General features: G+C 43.8%; 15 protein-coding genes and 2 pseudogenes. 3 read left to right on the top strand and 14 right to left on the bottom strand.

Annotated features, from left to right (window positions below):
- Positions 1-12 precede the first annotated feature (12 nt).
- The 6 genes and pseudogenes from OCV47_RS04370 to OCV47_RS04345 all read right to left on the bottom strand — a co-directional run bounded on the left by OCV47_RS04370 (position 13) and on the right by OCV47_RS04345 (position 6068).
- The gene (locus tag OCV47_RS04370) at positions 13-933 is read right to left on the bottom strand and encodes a LysR family transcriptional regulator (RefSeq protein WP_117448946.1); all 921 of its coding nucleotides are present in this window, start codon (positions 931-933) and stop codon (positions 13-15) included.
- Positions 930-1736 carry a GTP pyrophosphokinase gene (locus tag OCV47_RS04365; RefSeq protein ID WP_331481178.1) on the bottom strand — a complete coding sequence of 269 codons (807 nt, stop codon included), beginning with the start codon at positions 1734-1736 and terminating at the stop codon, positions 930-932. The genes OCV47_RS04370 and OCV47_RS04365 overlap by 4 nt, the downstream gene beginning before the upstream one ends.
- A gap of 794 nt (positions 1737-2530) precedes the next feature.
- A pseudogene (gene glgA / locus OCV47_RS04360) lies at positions 2531-3970 on the bottom strand (glycogen synthase GlgA); the annotation flags it as partial.
- Between the two features lie 64 nt (positions 3971-4034).
- A complete protein-coding gene (locus tag OCV47_RS04355) occupies positions 4035-4901 on the bottom strand; it encodes a class II fructose-bisphosphate aldolase (protein WP_262654048.1) in 867 nt (288 codons plus the stop codon).
- Between the two features lie 35 nt (positions 4902-4936).
- Positions 4937-5626 carry a D-lyxose/D-mannose family sugar isomerase gene (locus OCV47_RS04350; protein WP_117448949.1) on the bottom strand — a complete coding sequence of 230 codons (690 nt, stop codon included), beginning with the start codon at positions 5624-5626 and terminating at the stop codon, positions 4937-4939.
- 199 nt (positions 5627-5825) lie between these two features.
- A complete protein-coding gene (locus tag OCV47_RS04345; protein WP_331481176.1) occupies positions 5826-6068 on the bottom strand; it encodes a hypothetical protein in 243 nt (80 codons plus the stop codon).
- 87 nt (positions 6069-6155) lie between these two features.
- On the opposite strand from OCV47_RS04345, the pseudogene OCV47_RS16160 reads away from it, so the two are divergent.
- Positions 6156-6254: pseudogene (locus tag OCV47_RS16160) on the top strand (AraC family transcriptional regulator); the annotation flags it as partial.
- Between the two features lie 48 nt (positions 6255-6302).
- Here the strand turns inward: OCV47_RS16160 and OCV47_RS04340 are convergent.
- The 4 genes from OCV47_RS04340 to OCV47_RS04325 all read right to left on the bottom strand — a co-directional run bounded on the left by OCV47_RS04340 (position 6303) and on the right by OCV47_RS04325 (position 10980).
- Positions 6303-6953, bottom strand: a complete 651-nt coding sequence (locus OCV47_RS04340) for an IS110 family transposase (RefSeq protein ID WP_262654047.1) — start codon at positions 6951-6953, stop codon at positions 6303-6305.
- A 247-nt stretch (positions 6954-7200) separates the two neighbouring features.
- Positions 7201-8433, bottom strand: a complete 1233-nt coding sequence (locus tag OCV47_RS04335; RefSeq protein WP_262654045.1) for a glycerate kinase type-2 family protein — start codon at positions 8431-8433, stop codon at positions 7201-7203.
- Between the two features lie 436 nt (positions 8434-8869).
- Entirely contained in the window at positions 8870-9943 is a 1074-nt protein-coding gene (gene uxuA / locus OCV47_RS04330; protein ID WP_262654044.1) for a mannonate dehydratase, read from the bottom strand.
- A gap of 38 nt (positions 9944-9981) precedes the next feature.
- Positions 9982-10980, bottom strand: coding sequence for a LacI family DNA-binding transcriptional regulator (locus OCV47_RS04325; RefSeq protein WP_262654042.1), 999 nt, complete (start codon positions 10978-10980; stop codon positions 9982-9984).
- A 382-nt stretch (positions 10981-11362) separates the two neighbouring features.
- Between OCV47_RS04325 and yiaK the strand changes: the two genes are divergently transcribed.
- Entirely contained in the window at positions 11363-12364 is a 1002-nt protein-coding gene (gene yiaK, locus OCV47_RS04320) for a 3-dehydro-L-gulonate 2-dehydrogenase (protein WP_262654040.1), read from the top strand.
- Between the two features lie 137 nt (positions 12365-12501).
- Here yiaK and OCV47_RS04315 read toward each other — a convergent pair whose 3' ends face one another.
- The gene (locus OCV47_RS04315) at positions 12502-15801 is read right to left on the bottom strand and encodes a DUF5107 domain-containing protein (protein ID WP_262654039.1); all 3300 of its coding nucleotides are present in this window, start codon (positions 15799-15801) and stop codon (positions 12502-12504) included.
- A 238-nt stretch (positions 15802-16039) separates the two neighbouring features.
- On the opposite strand from OCV47_RS04315, the gene OCV47_RS04310 reads away from it, so the two are divergent.
- A complete protein-coding gene (locus tag OCV47_RS04310) occupies positions 16040-16903 on the top strand; it encodes a helix-turn-helix transcriptional regulator (protein ID WP_262654036.1) in 864 nt (287 codons plus the stop codon).
- A gap of 62 nt (positions 16904-16965) precedes the next feature.
- Here OCV47_RS04310 and OCV47_RS04305 read toward each other — a convergent pair whose 3' ends face one another.
- The 3 genes from OCV47_RS04305 to OCV47_RS04295 form a co-directional block, all read right to left on the bottom strand.
- A complete protein-coding gene (locus OCV47_RS04305; protein ID WP_262654034.1) occupies positions 16966-17964 on the bottom strand; it encodes a substrate-binding domain-containing protein in 999 nt (332 codons plus the stop codon).
- A gap of 241 nt (positions 17965-18205) precedes the next feature.
- Positions 18206-19213: an ABC transporter permease gene (locus tag OCV47_RS04300; protein ID WP_256300569.1), complete on the bottom strand. Its 1008-nt coding sequence runs from the start codon at positions 19211-19213 to the stop codon at positions 18206-18208.
- Positions 19206-20714, bottom strand: a complete 1509-nt coding sequence (locus OCV47_RS04295) for a sugar ABC transporter ATP-binding protein (protein ID WP_262654032.1) — start codon at positions 20712-20714, stop codon at positions 19206-19208. The genes OCV47_RS04300 and OCV47_RS04295 overlap by 8 nt, the downstream gene beginning before the upstream one ends.
- Positions 20715-20839: the final 125 nt, after the last annotated feature.

Below are 20839 nucleotides of genomic sequence, written 5' to 3'. Positions count from 1 at the left end.
TGATAAGTTGTCTCATCTCATTCCCAGATAATTCTGGATTTTCTCTATATACAGATTTCCCATATTACTCAATGCCATGTTTTTCCGCACAATATACCCTATCTCCATAGTGGTATTATGGTTGTATTCATCATCAGAGAATGGCACCGCTATATAATCGGTACCGTTTAATTCTTCACAGATAATACCGGAACAAAGCGTGTACCCATTCAGCCCCACCATCAGGTTCAGCATGGTCGCACGATCATTTGCCTTAATTACTCTGGAATATTCATTAGTAGACAAAATCTCTTCTGCAAAATAGAAAGAACCGTTGTCTCCCTGTTCAAAGGAAAGGCACGGATACGGATCCAGTTGTTCAAAACAAATGAACTTTTCCTTTGCCAGTGGATGATTCTTCCACAGATAAACATAAGCCTGACAATCAATCAGATGATGGAACTCCAGCCCAGCCGAGCTGAGCAGCTTCTGGATGGCTTTCCGGTTAAAATCACACAGATACAGCACGCCGATCTCGCTTCGCATGGTACTGACGTCATTGATCACATCCCTGGTTTTGGTCTCACGAATAGCGAACTCATATTGAGACATATCATAGCTCTTTACCATATCCACAAATGCTTTCACTGCAAAAGAATAATGCTGGGTGGATACTCCGAACTTCTTTTTATAAGAGCCGCCTTTCCCATATTTTTCCATAACCGTCTGATATTGTCCATAGATTTCTTTGGCATGAAGCAGGAATTCCGCACCGTCATTAGTCAGCGTCACACCTTTTCCACTGCGGTTAAAAATGGTAATCCCCAATTCTTTTTCCAATTCTTTCACTGCACTGGTCAACGAAGGCTGTGATACATATAAAAGCTCCGATGCTTTGTTCAAAGAGCCTGTCTCCGAAATCGTAATAATATAATTTAACTGCATTAATGTCATGGCCGTCTTCTCTCATCCTCCTGAAATCTGGAATCACTCAGCTTTGCGCGCAGGTTTTGCATTCGATTATCCACCGATGCCAGAATCTGAGCACATTCTGCCAGTTCCTGACTGATGGCTTCTTCTTCATTTTCCGGAATCTGTTTTTTATAACGTAATTTATGTTCCTGACTGGCCCACAAGTCCATAGCCAGAGTACGAATCTGTACTTCCACTTTCATCGGACGTTTTTCATTTTGCAGAAAAATCGGCACCTGTACAATCAGATGCAGGCTGCGGTATCCACTGTCTTTTGGATGCTTAATATAGTCTTTCTTTTCCAGAAGTGTGATATCATCCTGCTGCAGCAGACAATCCGCCAGCATATATACGTCTTCCACAAAAGAACAGATTACACGTACTCCGGCAATATCATCAATTTCTCGTTCCATTGCCTCCAGAGACACCGGTATTCCTTTTCGATTCATCTTTTTCAGAATACTATCCTGTGACTTCAATCTGCTCTTGATGGTCTCGATTGGATTACGGTCATATTTCAGAGAAAACTGCTCACTCAGCACTCTGAATTTCGTCTCAATCTCCATGATCGCACAGCGATAATACGCATTCATCTGCTCAATCGGTTCCAGACGCCTGGAAATCCTATCCAGTAACTTTTCATTGGTAAGGAAATTATCCATTAATCTGCTGTCTTTTACTCTTTCTGTTATTTTATCTTCCATCGTCTCTAATATCCGGCCATCCAGTTGTTCTCTTATCTTCTGAATATTCCCCATTTTCATTATCTGATACGTTCCATGCACGTATGCTCCTCCTGTTCTATTTATGTCGTTAGACAAAAAATAACTCTGGCATTTCTGCCAGAGTTATTCTCGCAAAGAGCTCCGTGCAGAAACTCTTATTTATTTTTTCTTCTGGACTTTCTTCCAGTCTTTTTCGCTGGAGCCGCTTTCACTGGCTCTACAACCTTCTCTGGTTCTGCAACCTTATTCGCTTCCTCTGCCTTTACTGGCTCCGCAGCCTTCTTTGGCTCTTCAGACTTTACTGGTTCCGCAGCCTTCTTTGGTTCTTCAGGCTTTGCTGGTTCCGCATCCTTCTTCGGCTCTTCAGGCTTTACTGGTTCTGCAGCCTTCTTTGGCTCCTCTGCCTTTACTGGTTCTTCTGTCTTTTTCGGCTCTTCGACCTTTACCGGTTCCTCTGCCTTCTTAGTCGCAGTTTTTCTGGTCGTGCGTTTCTTAACCGGTGCTTTTTCTTCGACAGTTGCAGCTGTCTCAACAGCCTTTTCCGGTTCTTCCACTTTCGCCGACTCTTCTACCTTCTTCAGTTCTTCTGCTTTTTTCTTCGCAACTGTAGTTCTTCTGGTGGTAGTCTTCTTTTCTGTAGCAGTCTTCTTAGTTGTCGTTTTGGTTGCTGTAGCCTTCTTGGCAGTTGTTTTTCTCGCTGGTGCTTTCTTCTCTGCAGGTGCAGCTTCTTTCACCTCTGTTGCTTCCACCTCTGCTGCTTTTACCTCTTCTGCTTTTACCTCTGTCAGTTCTGCAGCCTCTGCCGGCTGCGTTGCTTCCACCTGTTCTTCTCCTCTTGGCCAGTACCATCCCAACATGTGATCATACAGAATCTCATACTTCTCTGCTGATGCGTTCCAGGAGAAATCTACCTTCATGGCACGTTTTACCAGGTCATTCCACTGATCCTTCTGATCATAGAAAATCCGCTCTGCATAACGTACCATTGCCATCATCTCATGAGCATTGTAATTGCGGAAGCTGAATCCTGTTCCACTGTTCTCGAATTCATTAAACGGAATCACGGTATCTTTTAATCCACCGGTCTCACGAACGATCGGTACAGTTCCGTATCTCAGACTCATGATCTGACTCAGTCCACATGGTTCGAACAGTGATGGCATCAGGAATGCATCGCAGGAGCCATAAATCTTATGAGACAGCTCATCTGAATAATAAATGTTTGCAGATACTTTTCCAGGGTACTTCCATGCATAGTAACGGAACATATTCTCATAGCGTTCCTCTCCGGTACCCAGTGCTACGATCTGCACTTCATCCTGACAGATCTCATCCAGTACACATTCAATCAGGTCAAATCCCTTCTGATCTGTCAGTCGGGACACAATACCGATCATCATCACGTTTGGATCTTCTCTTAAGCCAAGCTGTCTCTGCAGTTCCACTTTATTCTTTACTTTTTCTGTTGTAACAGTTTCTTTGTTGAACTTATATGGAAGATGAATATCTGTCTCCGGATTAAAGATATTGTAGTCAATACCATTCACAATACCGGTCAGCACGTTGGAACGTGCCTGCAGCAGCTTATCCAGCTTCTCTCCGTAAAACTCTGTCTTAATTTCTTCTGCATAAGTCTCACTGACAGTAGTCACACGATCCGCATAGACAATACCGCCCTTCAGAAGGTTCACATCACCGTATGCTTCCAGCTTATCCGGTGTAAAATAGCTGTCAGAGATACCAATAATATCCCGAATGATATTCTTATCATAGATTCCCTGGAATCTGAGATTGTGAATCGTCATGATAGTCTTGATATTCTGATAAAATGGGTTGGACTGGAATGCATCGTTCAGATATACCGGTACCAGTGCTGCCTGCCAGTCATGACAGTGAATAATGTCCGGTCTGAAATCAATTGATGGAAGCGCACTCAGGACAGCTCTTGAGAAAAATGCAAATTTTTCAATATCCCACCGAATGTCTTCATATGGCCAGCCACCGCTGAAATAATATTCATTGTCAATAAAATAGAACGGAATTCCATCAATCTCCGTCTCCAGTACTCCCACGTACATATTTCTCCATGCCAGCTGCATTTCAAAATGCGTTCTGTACTGAAGTTTGTCTTTCCATTCGCCCTTCATAGATGCATACTTCGGTAAAATTACACGTACATCATATTTCTCTCTGTCAAAGTATTTTGGCAGTGTGCCTGCAACATCGGCAAGACCCCCGGTCTTAATAAACGGCACTGCTTCTGAAGTTACAAATAATATTTTCTCTCTAGCCATTCCCCTGCTGCTCCTTTCTGTTTTAATTTTTATTTTGATTTTTCCCAAACATCTTTGTTTCTGCCTATTCCTGCAATGCAAACATCTTCATGGCAGCCATCACATTTGCTTTCATTCCTTCTCTGGCCTTTGTTGCCATCTCCGTAAAGAAATATGGCTTTCCGTCTGCTGTTGCTTTTACTGCTTCTGCAGCTGCCTTTCCGCCAGCCACATCCATATAAGTAAAATAATTGATCTTACGTACACCAGATTTAATCGCTGTATGATAATCATCATGGCTGACACCAGATCCGCCATGCATAACTACCGGAATATCGCCAGTCTGAGCACGTACATTCTTTACTACATCAAAATCCAGCTTTGGCTCCGTCAGATAAATACCATGTGTTGTTCCAAAAGAGCAGGCCAGTGCATCAATACCTGTCTGCGCAACAAAGTCCTTTGCCAGTACCGGATCCGTATAGATCTTCGTTTCATCGTTAGCCCCTGTACCTTCTCCGCTTCCTGTTTCAGTTCTTCCCATCGAGCCAAGCTCTGCTTCTACAGAAGCACCAGCAGCATGTGCTATCTCTACTACTTTTTTACTGAGTGCCACATTCTCTTCATATGGAAGTGTGGAGCCGTCAATCATCACGCCGGTGAATCCCAGATCCAGGGCCTGCTGTACACGTTCCACCGTATCTCCGTGATCCAGATGCACACATACCGGCACAGACACACGTTTTGCATAACTCATCATCAGTGGCCCCATATCTGCCAGCAGATTAAACGTCTCATGTACCGGTGCAAACTGAATAATCACCGGAAGCTGTACTTCCTCTGCTGCGCTCATTACAGCCTGAAGAGACTCCAGGTTTGGAGCATTAAATGCACCGACTGCAATATTCTTTTCTTCTGCAATCTTCAATATCTCTTTTAATGTAACTAACATCTCTGCCTCCCTGTTTTTATATTTTTCCGTATCTCTCAGTCTCTGGCAGGTGGGTATTCGTTACAGAGCAGTCTGTACGGCGGCTCATCCTCCTCAATCTGCGGAAATCTTCCTGCCGGAGGGTTGAAACGGTTGTCTGTTGTATCATCATTACACTGGCTGACCTCACCGATCAGTACCGCACCGGTTCCCGGCTCCACTTCAAAATCATGATACATACCCTGTGTAATCGTCAGGCTCTCGCCCGGAGTCAGGCGAATCTGTGTACCAGCCGGAACCACGCGAGTCAGACCATCTGTATGTACCGTCACATCTCCAGTCTTATCAACGGATTCATCCGGAAGTGAATTATATACACGGATCAGAATATTTCCACCACCTCTGTTGATAATATCTTCCATCTTGTACCAGTGGAAATGATTCATCGCATACTGCCCTTCATCCAGATACAACAGCTTCTCTGCATATGGCTTCTTATATACATCCTGCATTTTCTGATTACCATTACGGATCGTCACCAGAGAGAAACCTGTCTTCTGAAAATTCCCCTGTCCGAAATCTGTAATATCCCATCCAAGCATATTGTCCCGGATTTCATCATACTCATGTCCTTTTGTCTTCCATTCTTCCGGAGTAAACTGGCAAAATGGTGGAAGATAATAATTCAGTCTGTTTACCATATCTTCCATCTTTTTCAATGCCGTGTTGATTTCTGATCTCTTCATATCCCGCATCCTTTCTGATAGAAAATCTCTAGATCCGTTCTATCATACCATTTTTTTCAATATTCTTCCACCTCTGTTTGTAAAAATCTCAGAATTATGCTCTTTCACAGGAATGAAAGACCTGTTATAAAATAGAATACTAGACAAAAGCAGTGTCGATAACTCATTAAAAATGAATTATCGACACTGCAAAACATACTCAACAGCAATTTCTGTTATATCTTTCTTTTCTCACATAGACTGGTATTTTCTGAACTGGTGTATCTACTGTATAAGAATTTTCTCCCTGGAATATTTCACCAGTATGAATGTCACACCATTCCCCCTCCGGTAGATAGATCTGCCGTGTCTGGCATCCTTCATACAATACCGGTGCCACCACCATATCCGGACCAAACAGATACTGATCTTCCATCAATTCATTCACATAGGGCCGGATCACTGGTGTACCTGTCTGTCGTCTGGAACAGGCTCAGATTATGCTGTCAGAAACAAACTTTCAAATCAGTGAAATTGCAAAAAAGCCGGTTACTCTGATGCTAAATACTTTTGTACTATCTTTAAAAAGAAAATGGGTATTACCCCAAATCAGTATCGGAAAAACACCTCTATTCCGGTTTCACATTAATGATTCCGAATTCAAGAATGCCTCGGCATTCTTGCTGCGAGATGCGCGTCATGCAAAGCATGACATATTTCTTTTGCGCATCTCTGCAATCCTGCCGGAGGCTATATCAGATGGGGGATTGACTCCCACCACTGATACTAATTTGCTCCTGCGCCACCTCAGCCATGTCACATGTTTTATTGTCCACTTTGTGCCATCATAATGATATCCGTGGCGAAGACACAGCGCATTAATCTGCTGCTTGATTTTCTTAAGTGCATCCTTGTGGTCATCCCGCATCCGCAGATATTCTTTGACCGAATCATCATCCTCCGTAGGAATGTATACAGCATGGTAGCCGCCATAGGATAAACACTGTGCAATCGTCAGGGCATCCCTTGCATCCGTTTTTACCCGTTTCCCCTGCTGTGTCAACATGGTTGTCGGCGCAAGAATCACACATTTTACCCCTGCCGCTGTGAGCTGGTTATATAATGAATATCCAAGGCAGCCCGCCTCATATCCACAGACAATATCATATTCATTGTCCAGACCCAGCTTCAATTTCAGTTCCTCGATAAACATCAGAACGTTTTTGTAGTCTGCCGTTACCTGGATATTTGCAAAAATGCGGTCTTCCTCGCCGATCACTGGCTCCATTGCGCAAAGTGTGTAATTTTTACTATGGACATCCATCCCGATTTTGATTATTCTATACATAGTGGCCTCCTTTTGTATGCGGTAATCCCTGTTACCATTGTTCTTGTTCAAACTTTAGTATACAGGTAAATCCACGTTGCTACAAATGTGAGGTCCTTCATATTATCTAAAGAGGTGGGAGTCATCTCACATCTGATATAACAAAACCAGTGAAATGCGAACCCCATTTTCACATTCCACTGGTTTTTCATGTTACATAATTTTCCAGAACTGCACTCTATAGCCTATAGCATATAATATTTTAGTTCTACCTTCTTATCAACACCACTGCCACATCATTCACATTCGTTCCCGTAGCTCCGGTCTTGATCAGACCATCGCATTTTTCCAGTGCATGATAGGAATCATTTTCTTCCAGTACCTGTTCAATCCGGTATCCGGCATCTGCCAGTTTTTTCTTCGTCTCACCATCCACGAAACCTCCTGCCGCATCCGTTGGACCATCTGTGCCATCTGATCCTACTGAAAAAACTGCTACCTCCTTTAATCCGGATATTTTTTCAGCGGCCGCCAGCGCCAATTCCTGATTCCTGCCTCCCAGACCTGAGCCGGTCAAATGAACCACCGTCTCACCGCCGGCGATAAAAGCCAGACTCTTCTTTGTAATCTGATTGGTTTTTGCAATATCCCCCAGAAAAGCTCCTGCCTCCCTTGCCACACAATCCAGTTGGTCTGTCAGAATCACCGCTTCGTATCCCAGGGATTCACAGGCTTCTTTTGCAGCCTGGCAAAGATTTCTCACACTGCCTGTAATCTCTGTCGTCACATTATTCAATATCTTTGGTGTCTCCTGCCGCAGCAATCCAGTCGCCTGTTCTGATAACTTCAGATGATATTTCTCTGCAATCGCCGTTGCCTGCTCACAGGTCGATGTATCCGGATAAGCCGGACCAGAAGCAATCATATCCAGTGGATCGCCCAATATATCACTTAATACGATACTGTACACTTTAGCAGGCTCACACAACTTTGCAAATCTTCCACCCTTTACCGCTGAAAGACGTTTTCGAATCGTATTCATCTCCACAATATCCGCTCCACACGCCAGTAGCTGCTTCGTAACATCTGCCAGTTCTTCTCCTGAAATCAGCGGTTTTTCAAAAAGTGCAGAACCTCCACCAGAAAGCAGAAATAATACGGTATCTTCCGCCTGCAAATCCATAACCAGATCCAGAGCCGCCTGCGTTGCCCGAAAAGAATTCTCATCCGGAACAGGATGGCCAGCTTCATAACAACTGATTCGCTGCAGTTCTCCCATTACATGATCATATTTTGTTATCACAACACCCTTTTCCAGCCGATCCCCCAGCAGCATCCCGGCAGTTTTTGCCATCTGCCATGCAGCTTTACCTGCCGCCACCAGATACAACCTGCCCTGCCCAAATGCTTTTCCCTCTAAAGCCTTCCTTACTGCCTCGTCTGGCAGCACATGACGAATTGCCTCTTTTATAATAAAATCTGCATCCTCCCGTAATGTCATTACCTGCTTTCCTCCACATATATTCTTTTTGTTTCCTGTCATTTCTACGGTACCACACTTTTCCAGACATATCTATTCCACTTTTTTACAAAAATAAAAAAATATTAAACTCATAGTCCTCAGAGTTTTTCTCGCTTCTTCTCATACAAATTTCTAAGTTGTGGAATTCGAATATGGTTTTCTATTACATCTTTTTCATATAGAGAAAAATCCATTTCCGCTTTATCGACATCAACAATATTTCGGAAAGGTTATTTTCAAAGTTCAAAACGCATATTGCACTTTAAAATCTCATATGCCATAATGCTAATAGGCGAAATGAAGAAATGTGTTCTTAGTGACGCAGCAAAACAAAAATCCCTGAAGGTGCGATCTTCAGGGACTTTTTTATTCCGTTTTGGCAGTGTGGATTACTCCCCAGGCTGACTACCAGCTGCTATTTTCCATCCATGCGATCCAGCATATCCCAGCATCCAAGCAAATACATGATTCCCAGTGCCCGGTCATATAATCCATATCCCGGACGGCACTGTTTTTCTTCGCCCCACAGATGGCGTCCGTGATCCGGGCGGATATATCCTTTGTATCCGCAGTCATGATATGCTCTCATGATTTCCAGAATCTGTGTATCTCCGTCGCAGTCTCTGTGGGATACTTCTGAAAAATCTCCATTGTTATAATGTTTCACATTTCGGATATGTGCAAATGCAATTCGGTCACAATACGTGCGTATGATATCTGGGACATTGTTGTTCGGATTGGCTCCCAGGGAACCAGAGCAGAGGCAGAGACAGTTGTATTCATCGTCTACCATGGACAAAAAACGCCCTATGGATTCTTTATCTACCAGGAGACGTGGAATGCCAAAAATGTCCCATGGCGGATCATCCTGATGAATTGCCAGCTTGATGCCTGTCTCATGACACACCGGCATTAGCTGCTCCAGAAAATATTTCAGGTTCTCCCAGAGTTTTTCTTTCGTCACCGGACGATACAGTGCAAACAATTCATCCAGCTTCGCCATACGTTCCGGCTCCCATCCAGGGAATGTCATGCCATGAAGATTTTCCAGAATGTACTGTGCCATTTCTTTATAATCATCCTGTATTCTTGCTTTTTCATAATATAAAGCATTGGATCCATCCGGCAGTGGATGAAACAAATCTGTTCTGGTCCAGTCGAAAATCGGCATAAAATTATAGGTCACTACCTTTACGCCAAACTTTGCCAGATTTCTCAGTGTTGTCTTATAATTTTCAATATATTTGTCTCTGGTCGGAAGTCCCACTTTGATATCATCATGTACATTCACACTTTCTACCACATCCATATGGAATCCGTGACCTTCAATCTGTTTTCTCACCTCTTCAATCTCGTCCACTTCCCAGACCTCGCCTGGCTGCTTGTTATGAAGCGCCCATACCAGTCCCGTCACTCCTGGGATCTGGCGAATCATATCCTGAGTAATGTTGTCATTTCCTTCTCCATACCAGCGAAATGTCATCTGCATAACCTTTTTCCTCCTGTTTATATATATTTTTCCGCCTATTATAACTGCGCAACACTTTTTCCCGGCACCAACTCAGGGCGGATCACTCCGGAAGAATAACTGTCTGTCTTTTCAATCAGGCTGATAATCAGCTGCACACACAGCATGGCTACCAGCTCTGGCTTATTATCAATTGTGGTCAGCTCTGGCTGGCAGATACGGGCATATTCGGAATGATTATATCCTGTCACTGAAATCTGTTCCGGCACCTTGATTCCCCGACTGGTCAACTCCTTTACTGCCCCAACCGCGATCTCATCATTGCCACATACGATCGCTGTCACTTGTCGATTCTCTTCTATTAGTTGCTGGACGCCAACCCGTCCACCTTCCACAGAGTGTGCCACCTTGATCACTTGTTTCTGTCCACATTCCAGGCCATGCTTCTTCATACTCTGAATAAATCCTGTTTTCTTCTCTCTGGCACTTCCGGTATCCAGATCCATAAAGTAACAGATTTCTCTGTGTCCATTTTCTACCAGATGATCCACTGATAGTCCTATGCCATATTGATCATCTACCAATACCGAATACGAACGCTCCAGATCCAGCCTTCCATTCGCCAATACCACCGGAAACGTCTTCAGCATATCCCGGATTCTGGCATCTTTTCCAATTTCATTAAATACAGATCCTACCAGAATGATTCCATCCACATCCTTTTCCATCAAAGACTGCAGATATCGTTCCGTCTCTTTCAATTCTCCTCCGGTATTGCATATGATGGCTTCATAGCCACGATGACTCAGCTCTCGTTCAATCGTATATGCCGTTCTTGCATAATGCGGTTCCCGAATATCTATCGTTAACACTGCAACCGTTCTGGAAGACTTGGTCACCAGATTCCTGGCTGTGGCATTGGGCTTGTAATTGTGTGCTTTTAAAACCTTTTCCACCCGCTCTCTTGTTACTGCATTCACCTGTTCCCGATGATTGATCACACGAGATACTGTGGTGATCGAGACACCGGCCTCTCTGGCAATATCATAAATATTCATATTCTTCTTTCTCTCCCGATACTATACCTTGTTTTCTATAATTTCCGTGCTGGTAGCCGCGGATTTATCATTCTCCCCATTTTCCGGGGTCAGATCTGCTTTCGTTTCACTGCTCTGCACCCTGATCTTGACACTATTTCCCTTTTCCAGGGAATATCCTTTTTGTCTGTCATTATTTCTTGCAGTGTATCACATCACATTTCATTTTTCAAGAAAATTTGCAGAAAACGCTTTCATATTATTTTCTGAGATTCTACTTACATTTTTGTTGAATTTCATAGTATTTTTCTTTCTTATCAAAAAAGATTGACTTCTTAAAAATTCAGGATATAATAGTTTTATCTGAAAGCGTTTTCATATTTCATTGAGAGGAGCATGTATTATGAGAATCAAATATGAAGATATGGTCAAAGAGTTTACAAGAGTCCTGGAAAAGAAAGGATTTCCTCCACAGGATGCTGCTGATGCAGCAATGATTTTTGCACAAAACAGTCTTGCCGGAGTGTATTCCCACGGACTGAATCGTTTTCCAAGATTTGTCACCTACCTGGAAAAAGGAAGTATTGATCCATCGGCCAGAGCGACCTGCGAAATGAGTATGGGGATCATGGAGCGCTGGGACGGCCACCGTGGCTTCGGCCCTCTGAATGCCAAACGTGCCATGGATCGTGCCTGTGAACTGGCCAGGGCAAACGGCGCCGGCATCGTAGCCCTTGGTAATAACAATCACTGGATGCGCGGTGGTACCTATGGATGGCAGGCCGCTGATCAGGGATGTATCGGCATCTGCTGGTCCAACACTATGCCAAATATGCCAGCCTGGGGAGGCAAGAATCGGAAAATCGGCAATAATCCCCTGGTCATGTCTGTCCCAAGATCCAATGGAGAACATGTGGTGCTGGACTGTGCGGTGTCTCAGTTCTCTTATGGAAAAATCGAACAGTGCAAACTTCAGGGCACTCAGCTCCCGGTACCTGGCGGCTATGATACGAAAGGCAACCTTTCTACCGATCCTGTTGAGATCGAGAAGACCTGGCGCGTACTTCCAATGGGCTACTGGAAAGGCAGCGGACTGTCTATTGTTCTTGACCTGATCGCAACGGTTCTCTCCAATGGGAATTCGGTAGCAAAAATCGGTACCTTTGATGACGAAGTGGGACTGACCCAGATCATGATTGCCATTGATCCTTCCCGGTTTAACACTGCTGAAGAGACCGATGCTATCATAGATGCCATCCTTGCTGATGTGAAATCTTCAGAGCCAGTCAAAGAAGGAGAGGCAGTATACTATCCTGGAGAATTGGCCTTACGCAGCATCAAAGAAAATAAAGAACTTGGAATCCCTGTTGTGGAAGAAATCTGGGATGAAGTCTTACATATGTAGAAATTCAGACATCTGCTTCAGAGTTGTCAGCTACAGCGCTCATCATACCAGAGATCCCCGAAGCATTTAAACTGCTTCGGGGATCTCTTTATACATTGCCCAGTGTATTGCACATCACAATACATCCAGTAACTCTATTATTTTGTTTCTTCCACACTTCTCAAATACAATCTTGCCATCAGGTGATGCGGATCCAGTTCCAGTGTTTCTTTCAGGTATTCTATTGCTTTTTCGTTATTGCCAAGTCCCATGTTACCCAGTCCCATCAGGAAGCAGCAATGCGCACGATTCTTTCTGGTAAAGTCTTCCTTGAAGATGAGAAGATCCGGGTAGGATACTGCAAAATAATCCATCTTCACTTTATCATAGATATGTGCTTCTCCATAACTGATCAGCTTATAGAATCTGGAGTTCGATGCTACCGGTTCTCCCAGTTCCCGAAGTGCCATGCCCTGGAACATAATCATATCGGCCGGCTGGTCATTGTAGAACATCATGCCGGCTGGTTCGTCTGTACCAGTGCTGGCTGTTGCAAACAGCTCTTTCGCTCTGTCTTCATTACCCAGTGCTTTTTCCACCAGTCCCAGATAATAATGAATATGATTGTCCTTGGTTCCCTCCAGTTTGCCTTCTCCCAGGTTTTCCGGATAAACCAGTGCCTTTTCCAGTAATTCTTTTGCACTGGTGAATTCTTCTTTAGCGATCGCTTTCTTTGCCTGTTCTACCAGAGAAGTAGTGTATTGGGTTGTTGCCTTTCCTTCTCCACCTTCCCATGGATGGAACTTACGGCTCATGAGAAGCTCATATGCTTTTTCATGATTTCCAACAAAGTTCTGCATGGTAATGTATTCAATAAACACATCATCACGTTTTGCAAAAGTCTCCGGATACTTTTCATAAAATGCAATTCGTTCTTCTACGGAATAGCCAAGCTTCTTATATAACTGATCCAGTTCCAGGAAAATACGTGCATCTGTGGTATCCAGCGCAAATGCTTTTTCCAGTACTTCTTTTGCCTTTTCCGGCATATCACTCTGATTGTAATATACCAGAGACAGGTTACGCAGTACGGTCGGATAGGTGTCATCCAGCTTCGCAGAAGTCTCCCATGCTTCCTGTGCCGCTTCATACTGGCGTTTGTCATACCAGAGGTTACCAATGTAATAATATGCTTTCGGCAATTCAGGCTGCAATTTTGCTGCCAGCTGCAGTACGGTGATATCTTCCAGACGGTTCGGGAAACAGCAATATGGATCGACTGCATCTGCAATCTTCACAGCTGCTTTGGCTTCCTCTTCTCTTCCAAGATTATACAGACATGCTGCACGATAGTAATCCAGCATCGGCCACTGTGCATCACACAGATTCAGGAGTCCAAGTGCTTCTTCGAAGCAGCCGCTCTCACAATAATCAATTGCTGCCTGAATAAAGTTCTGTGGGAAGTTACGCATCTGAGCCTTTAAGGTCTGCACTTTTGCAGCTTTTTCCGTCTCTTCAGCCAGAAGTACTGCTTCGTAGCCTGATACATAATCAAATGGATCGACTTTTAAGTTCTCTGCAATCCACTGTTTTGCTTCTTCTTTCTTTCCAAGTTTTCTTAAAATCGCTGCCTTCAGTCCACGGGCTTTGATATTGTGGCTGTTCTTTACCAGACCTTTTTCAATCAGTTCCAGTGCCAGTGGAAGATTACCTTTACGTGCTGCAATGGCTGACAGGAAATAGAAGGACATTTCCTGCTGTTCATTGGACCAGGTTGCTTTGAAGAACGCATCGTATGCTTCCTCGTAACGCCCCTGATAAAATAGGGTAAGACCCAGATCATAATATGCTTCACTGTTGTATGGATTTGGATTCTTCCAGGTCATACGCTCCAGTGCTTTACGGAAATACTTCTCACTCTCTGTCAGAAGGCCGCGACGTAAAAGCAACATACCATATGCAGTATTCAGGCGGATATCGCCCTCATCTCTCTTCAATCCCTCCAGATAATAATCATCTGGCAAATAGGTAGCATGACGATACTGTTCGATATGTAAACCAGTCAGATACAGTTCCTCGCAGGTCTGGATCTCCTTTGGATCTTTTGCTGCCTGTGCCGGTTCCGGAATCTTCGGGATCTCTTCTTTTAAAGGCGTGAAGGATACCAGTTCTCTTCCATCTGCATTCAATACACGAACCGTCACTTTTGTCTTATCTTCTACCTGCAGCTCTACTTCCGTCTCATATACTTTTACCGGAGACAGATCTTCCGTTGTCTCCCATACCACATTTCCATTCTGCTCCAATACAATCTTCGCATTCTTTTCTTCGCCTGTAGTATATACGCACAGATCTGCTTTTCCATCATGAATCTCCATGTTGACCATAGCATCGATGGTAGCGTTCTTTACATAACCCACTTTCTTATATGGCATAAAGTACTGCTTGAAAGTCTTCTCTTCAAATGGTTTTAACCAAGTGAAGTCTGGCTGGTTGTCCGTATATACACCAGTCATCAGCTCGATGTATGGACCATCTTCATCTGTCAGGTTGCGGTCCCATGCTTTTCCAAAATCGCCGCAGCCCCAGGTCCACTGCTTTTTACCAGGAGAGATATGATGGTCCGCAACATGAAGGATACCAGCTTCTTTTCCGTAATCATATCCGCCCACAAAATCAAAGTCGGACTTTTCAGCCATGTAAGAGGTCGGCACCGGAATATTTTTGTAACGGGAAATATCCACACCTGCACTATAATCATGTTTATAATATACCCCTGTCGCAATCGGGAACTTAGATACGTCACGTTTGCCATGATCCATTACCGCATGAACATCTGGCGGGAATACAGACTGGGTATTATCATTCACTGCGACTGCAGGGTTTGCCCACCACAGGAATGTCTGTGCCATCGGAGTACGGTTATACAGCTGTCCCCGGATCTCAATGTAAGCTTTATCCGGATATAACGTGAAAGATGCGATACCCTTGGTGCCATACATCTGGTCTACATCATTGACCATCACAGTCTTGCTGCCATCTTCATGCTCAGTTATGGTATAATCCACCGGCTGATAGGTAGTCGGACGGTGATGCTGTGGCCAGTTGAATTCGATACCGCCAGAGATCCATGGGCCTGTCAGGCCAACCAGCGCCGGTTTAATCACATGATTATAGTATACAAAATCATAATCGTTGGTCTTATCATAAGCTCTCTGAATTCTTCCACCCAGTTGTGGCAGAACCATAACCTTCAGATACTGATTTTCCAGATACAGCGCTTTCCATACTTTATCATGCTTCGTATCTTCAATTTTTTCAATGACCGGATATGGATATACTCTTCCCGAACTTCCCTGGTATACACGTTTCTCTGAAAAAATTGGATTTTTCTCTGCTGCTCCGATCTCATAAGTAGGGATGACCACGTCTTCTTCCCAGATTTTTACTTCTTCCATAGGAACCTCCTTATATCTTTTTATTGCTTTTCGTTTCCTTTTATGTTACTGTCATAATATATGATCTGAAATCTGATTCAGAAAACTGTCATGTATTCTTTCTGAACTGATTTTATCACTATATACCTTTTGTTTCTGGTTTGATTATATCTCACGTCTGATACAAAAGTCATTATTTGATTTTGCTTGTAAGTTTAAAAAAATTGCTCTGCATATACAGATGAGAAGGAGACTATTTATGCGTCCGATTGAATATGGTATTTTACCAGATGATTCCGATTACTTTCCCTACCAGCCAAGCACAATTGCTTCTAAGGTCTATCTCTATCCTGTTGCTCTTGGCCGCTTTCATTACCAGTCCGGTTATCGTCTGAAGCGCTCCAGTTATAACAGCTTTCTGCTGATGTATATCGAAAAAGGAAGCTGTCAGGTTTATCATCCGGATCAGATCGGCACCGTTTTACAGGATCAGCTCGTTCTGCTGGATTGTTATTCTCCTCACGAATACGGATTCCTCAAGGATTCAAATGTATGCTGGATACATTTTGACGGTCCACTGGCGCGCAATTATTATGACCTGATCACAGCTTCTCAGGGAAATATCTTTTCCTCTGGCAATCTTTATCCGGTTATTCATGATATGAATAAGATTTTAAGTATGTTCCGTAACTCGGAGCCTATCAAAGAAGCCCGTGTGTCTTCTTATATTACACAGATGCTCACAAGTTTGCTGAATATTCGTTCTGACACCGGCAGTAATTTTTCCCATTCTCAGATTGTGGAGAACTCTCTTGCCTATATCAATGAACACTTTAGTGAACCGCTTTCTCTGGATGTTCTTGCAAAGAACTCCAATATGAGCCCGTTTCATTTTACCAGAGTATTTACTGCCGAGACTGGCTTTACACCACATCAGTATCTGATTGCCACCCGTCTCAATTCTGCCAAGTTTCTGCTTCGTACGCCTGGCATTCCGATCAAAGAGATTGCCTTCCGCTCTGGTTTCAACAGTGAAAGCAGTTTTTGTTCTACATTTAAAAAATGGGAGCATATGACTCCGGGAGAATACCGGAATCTGACGTTTCCAGAGCAGATACGATAACAGGGAGCTGCATTGCAGCTCCCCGTCTTTTTGTATACAGATGTTATTGTTCGCTATTTTACTTACTCTGCTGCTTTACCCATTTCATCTTTGTATGTTTCTGGAGTAACTACAACTGCGTCCACTGCTGTTTCCATTTCAACGTCTTCGCCATCGATCAGTTTCAGAAGAACATCAATAGAACCTTTACCAACAGAGTCAGATGAGAAGTATGCTGCTGCTTTCATACATGTACCATCAGCACCTTTGTCATTCCATTCATCTTTTGCCATGTAAGCGCCAAGACCTACTACACAAGCGTCAGCATCCAGACCAGCTGTTTCAAGGGCACGGCATGCACCGATAGTACCTTCTTCGTTAGCACCTGTTACCAGCCATGTCTTGATCTGTGGATTCGCTGTGATAACTGCTGCTGCTGCGGTGTTACCTTTATCTGTTGTTCCATCATAGTCAGCTTTGAAGATATTGTCTTCGCTGAAATCAGGGCAAAGTTCTGTGAACTTGTCATATTCACCCTCTGCACGAGGTACACAGCTGGATACGGTATCCATTGTCATGATCAGAAGTCCTACATCCTCTTTTCCAATCAGATCATTGTCTTTTGCGTAGTTAGCAAGCCATTCGCCGTTTGCTTCACCGATTACATATGCGTTGATACCTACCCATGGAGCCAGCTTGTTGCCATCATCATCCTGCAGAGCATCATCAGCTGCAACGATTGGAATACCAGCTTCTTCGGCTTTGTCAATAGCTGCCTGAGACAGTGTCTGGTCTGGGATACAGGTTACAATACCGCTTGCATGGTTTGCCACTGCGTTGTCAATTGCCTTTAAGTATTCTTCCGGGTTCATCTTAGCATCAACGTAGATGAATTCTCCACCTGCTGCTTCTACTGCTTCCTGAGCTGCTGCACCTTCATCAATGAACCATGTCTGGTCACCAGCTTTGTAAATGCCATATACTACCAGCTTATCATCTTCTGCGCTTGCTGTCATGCATCCTGCTGCCAGTCCCGCTACTGTTGCTGCTGCTAATACCGCACTCATCACTTTCTTGTTCATTTTTTAAATCCTCCTTGAAATTATATAATTTTGCACACTTGCGTGTGTGAAGCTCAAACCTCATTTCTACTCTAAGATGCCCTACGAATTGCTTCGTGCTTTCGCACTCTCGCAATTCTGCAAGATATTCGAATATCGCGGAATAAATTCCGCTTTTATTCTCATATCTTGGCGGGTCACTCAGCCACAAGCCCACTCCCGTGCAAGCACATCGTGGTCTCTGGCTTCTAACCCTGGCATCTTATTTCACGTTTCTCATGCTTGCTTCGAGAAGTTCTTTCTCACGTCTCTGCTTACGGATGAAGTCAGATGTCAGTGCGAAGAGAAGCAGTGCACCACGGGCTACATACTGCCAGAACGTGGACACATTTACCATGATCAGACCTGTATTGAATGCCTGGATCAGGATTACACCAAGTACAGTACCGAACATATCACCCACACCACCTGCGAAAGATACACCACCGAGAATAACGGCTGTGATGGCATCGAATTCCAGGTTGACGTTTGCTGCCGGCTGTCCGGAGTTCATACGAGATGAGAATACGATTCCGCCGAGGGCTGTCAGTACACCAATGATAACGAAACATTTTGTTACAATCTGCTGTGGATTCAGACCGGCCAGTCTGGCTGCTTCCTGGCTTCCGCCAATTGCATATACGCTGCGGCCAAATTTGGTCTTTGCAAGAACAAATCCAAAGATTACGAATGCTAGAATCATCAGCCATACAGATACCGGAATGGTTAAAAATCTTGCTTTTCCAATAGCCAGGTATGCTTTGTTACTGATAGATACCGGTTTACCATCGCAGATGATATAAGCAAAACCACGAATGATATTCTGTGTAACCAGTGTGGCAATGAATGCCTCCAGTTTGATCTTATTTACCATCCATGCATTGAAAAGTCCAACCAGAACGCCTGCCAGTAAAACAATGATGATTGCCACAATCATCGGCATATCTTTGGAAAGCAATAATGCTGCCAGTGTTCCACAGAAAGCTGCCAGTGAACCAGGTGACAGGTCGTTCTGCCCTGCAATGATCAGGTAAGTATGTCCTACGGCTACCAGACCTACCAGTGAGGCTGCAACCATCAGGTTGATCATGTTGGTCCATGTCAGGAAGTTCTTGTTCAATGCAGTAAATAATGCGAATACTACAATAATTGCGCCGATCAGAATGAGCTTGTCACCGCCGATCTTACTTAAAATTCCATTTTTTTCTTTTTTTGTCTCTATATTACTCATGTGCTTCTTCCCCCATCATTCCCAGACTCAGCAATCTGTCTTCTGTTGCCTCTTCTCTGCTGACTTCTCCTACAATCTTCAGAGACTTCATAACCAGAATTCTGTCAGAAAGTCCCATAACTTCCGGCATCTCAGATGAAATCAGGATGACTCCCAGTCCCTGTTTGGCGAACTGGCAGATCATGTTGTAGAATTCAGACTTGGCTCCAACATCAATACCTTTGGTTGGCTCGTCCAGAATCAGTACCTTTGGATTCGTTGCAATACCGCGGGCTACGATACATTTCTGCTGGTTTCCTCCAGAAAGTTCTACAATCTTCTTTTCCGGGGATGGTGTCTTTACTTTAAATTCCCGAATACCTTTATCGGCCTCTTCCGCTTCCTTCTTTGCATCTATGATACCAAGCTTATTGGAATTCTTATCCATCAGTGCAATATTGATATTTCCCGCTACACTTAAGTTGCTCAGGATACCCTGAAGCTTGCGATCTTCCGGTACCAGCACGATACCATTATCCATGGCTTCCTTCGGGGAACGGTTCACAATCTTCTTGCCTTCCAGGATCACCTCACCGTTCTTCATCTTGTCTGCGCCAATGATGGCGCGCATCAGTTCAGTTCTTCCTGCTCCGACCAGTCCGGAGAATCCAAGTACTTCTCCTTTATGTAATACGAAAGAATTCTCTTTTACATAATCGGAAGAAACACCTTTCACTTCCAGAAGAACATCTCCGATCTTATCATTTCTGTCCAGGCTGTTAAAGATGTCACCCAGATCGCGGCCGACCATCATCTTGATCAGCTGCTGCTCTGGCACTTCTTTTGTAACAACCGTATCTACATAATGACCATCTTTAAAAATGGCAACCTTATCTGCGATCTCCTGGATCTCTGCCATACGATGGGATACATAAATGATGATCTTTCCCTGTGCCTTCAGCTTGGCAATGATCTCGAACAAACTGTCTATCTCTGCATCACTTAAGCTGGCTGTCGGTTCATCAAAACAGATGACCTTCAGGTTCTCACGGCTGTAGGCTTTCATGATCTCAACCATCTGCTGATAAGCAATACTCAGATCCTTTACCTTCGTAGATGGTGAAATCGGAAGTCCAAAATCATCGATAATCTCTTTCGCCATCTTATTGGCTTTCGCTATATCAATGATGCCAAACTTATTAACCGGCATTCTTCCAAGATATATGTTCTCAGCTACACTCAGTTCCAACAAAATCTGTCGTTCCTGATAAATAATACTGATTCCCTCCTGAATTGCTTCGTGTGGAGAGTTAAAGTGCTTCTGTACACCATCCAGCAAATATTCGCCGCTGGTTGGCTGATAATCTCCGTTGAGTACCTTCAGCAGCGTAGACTTTCCGGCACCGTTCTCGCCAAGGAATGCCAGGACTTCTCCGCCATAGGCTTTAAAGCATATATTATCCAGTGCTTTTACACCAGGGAAATACTTTGAGATATTCTTAAACTCAAGTACACTGCCCATATTCTTTCCCTCCTTACATTATCTACCTGTTATTATATCCGTGTCTCCTGCTTATTTCATTACTTGAAATTGCTATGGAGTTTAAAAAAATTGCTATTTTTGTATATTCTGTGTATATGTCCTTT

The sequence above is a fragment of the Muricoprocola aceti genome (assembly GCF_025567005.1).
In the GTDB taxonomy this organism is placed as follows: domain Bacteria; phylum Bacillota; class Clostridia; order Lachnospirales; family Lachnospiraceae; genus Marvinbryantia; species Marvinbryantia aceti.
This window is presented reverse-complemented; position numbering and strand designations above follow the sequence as displayed.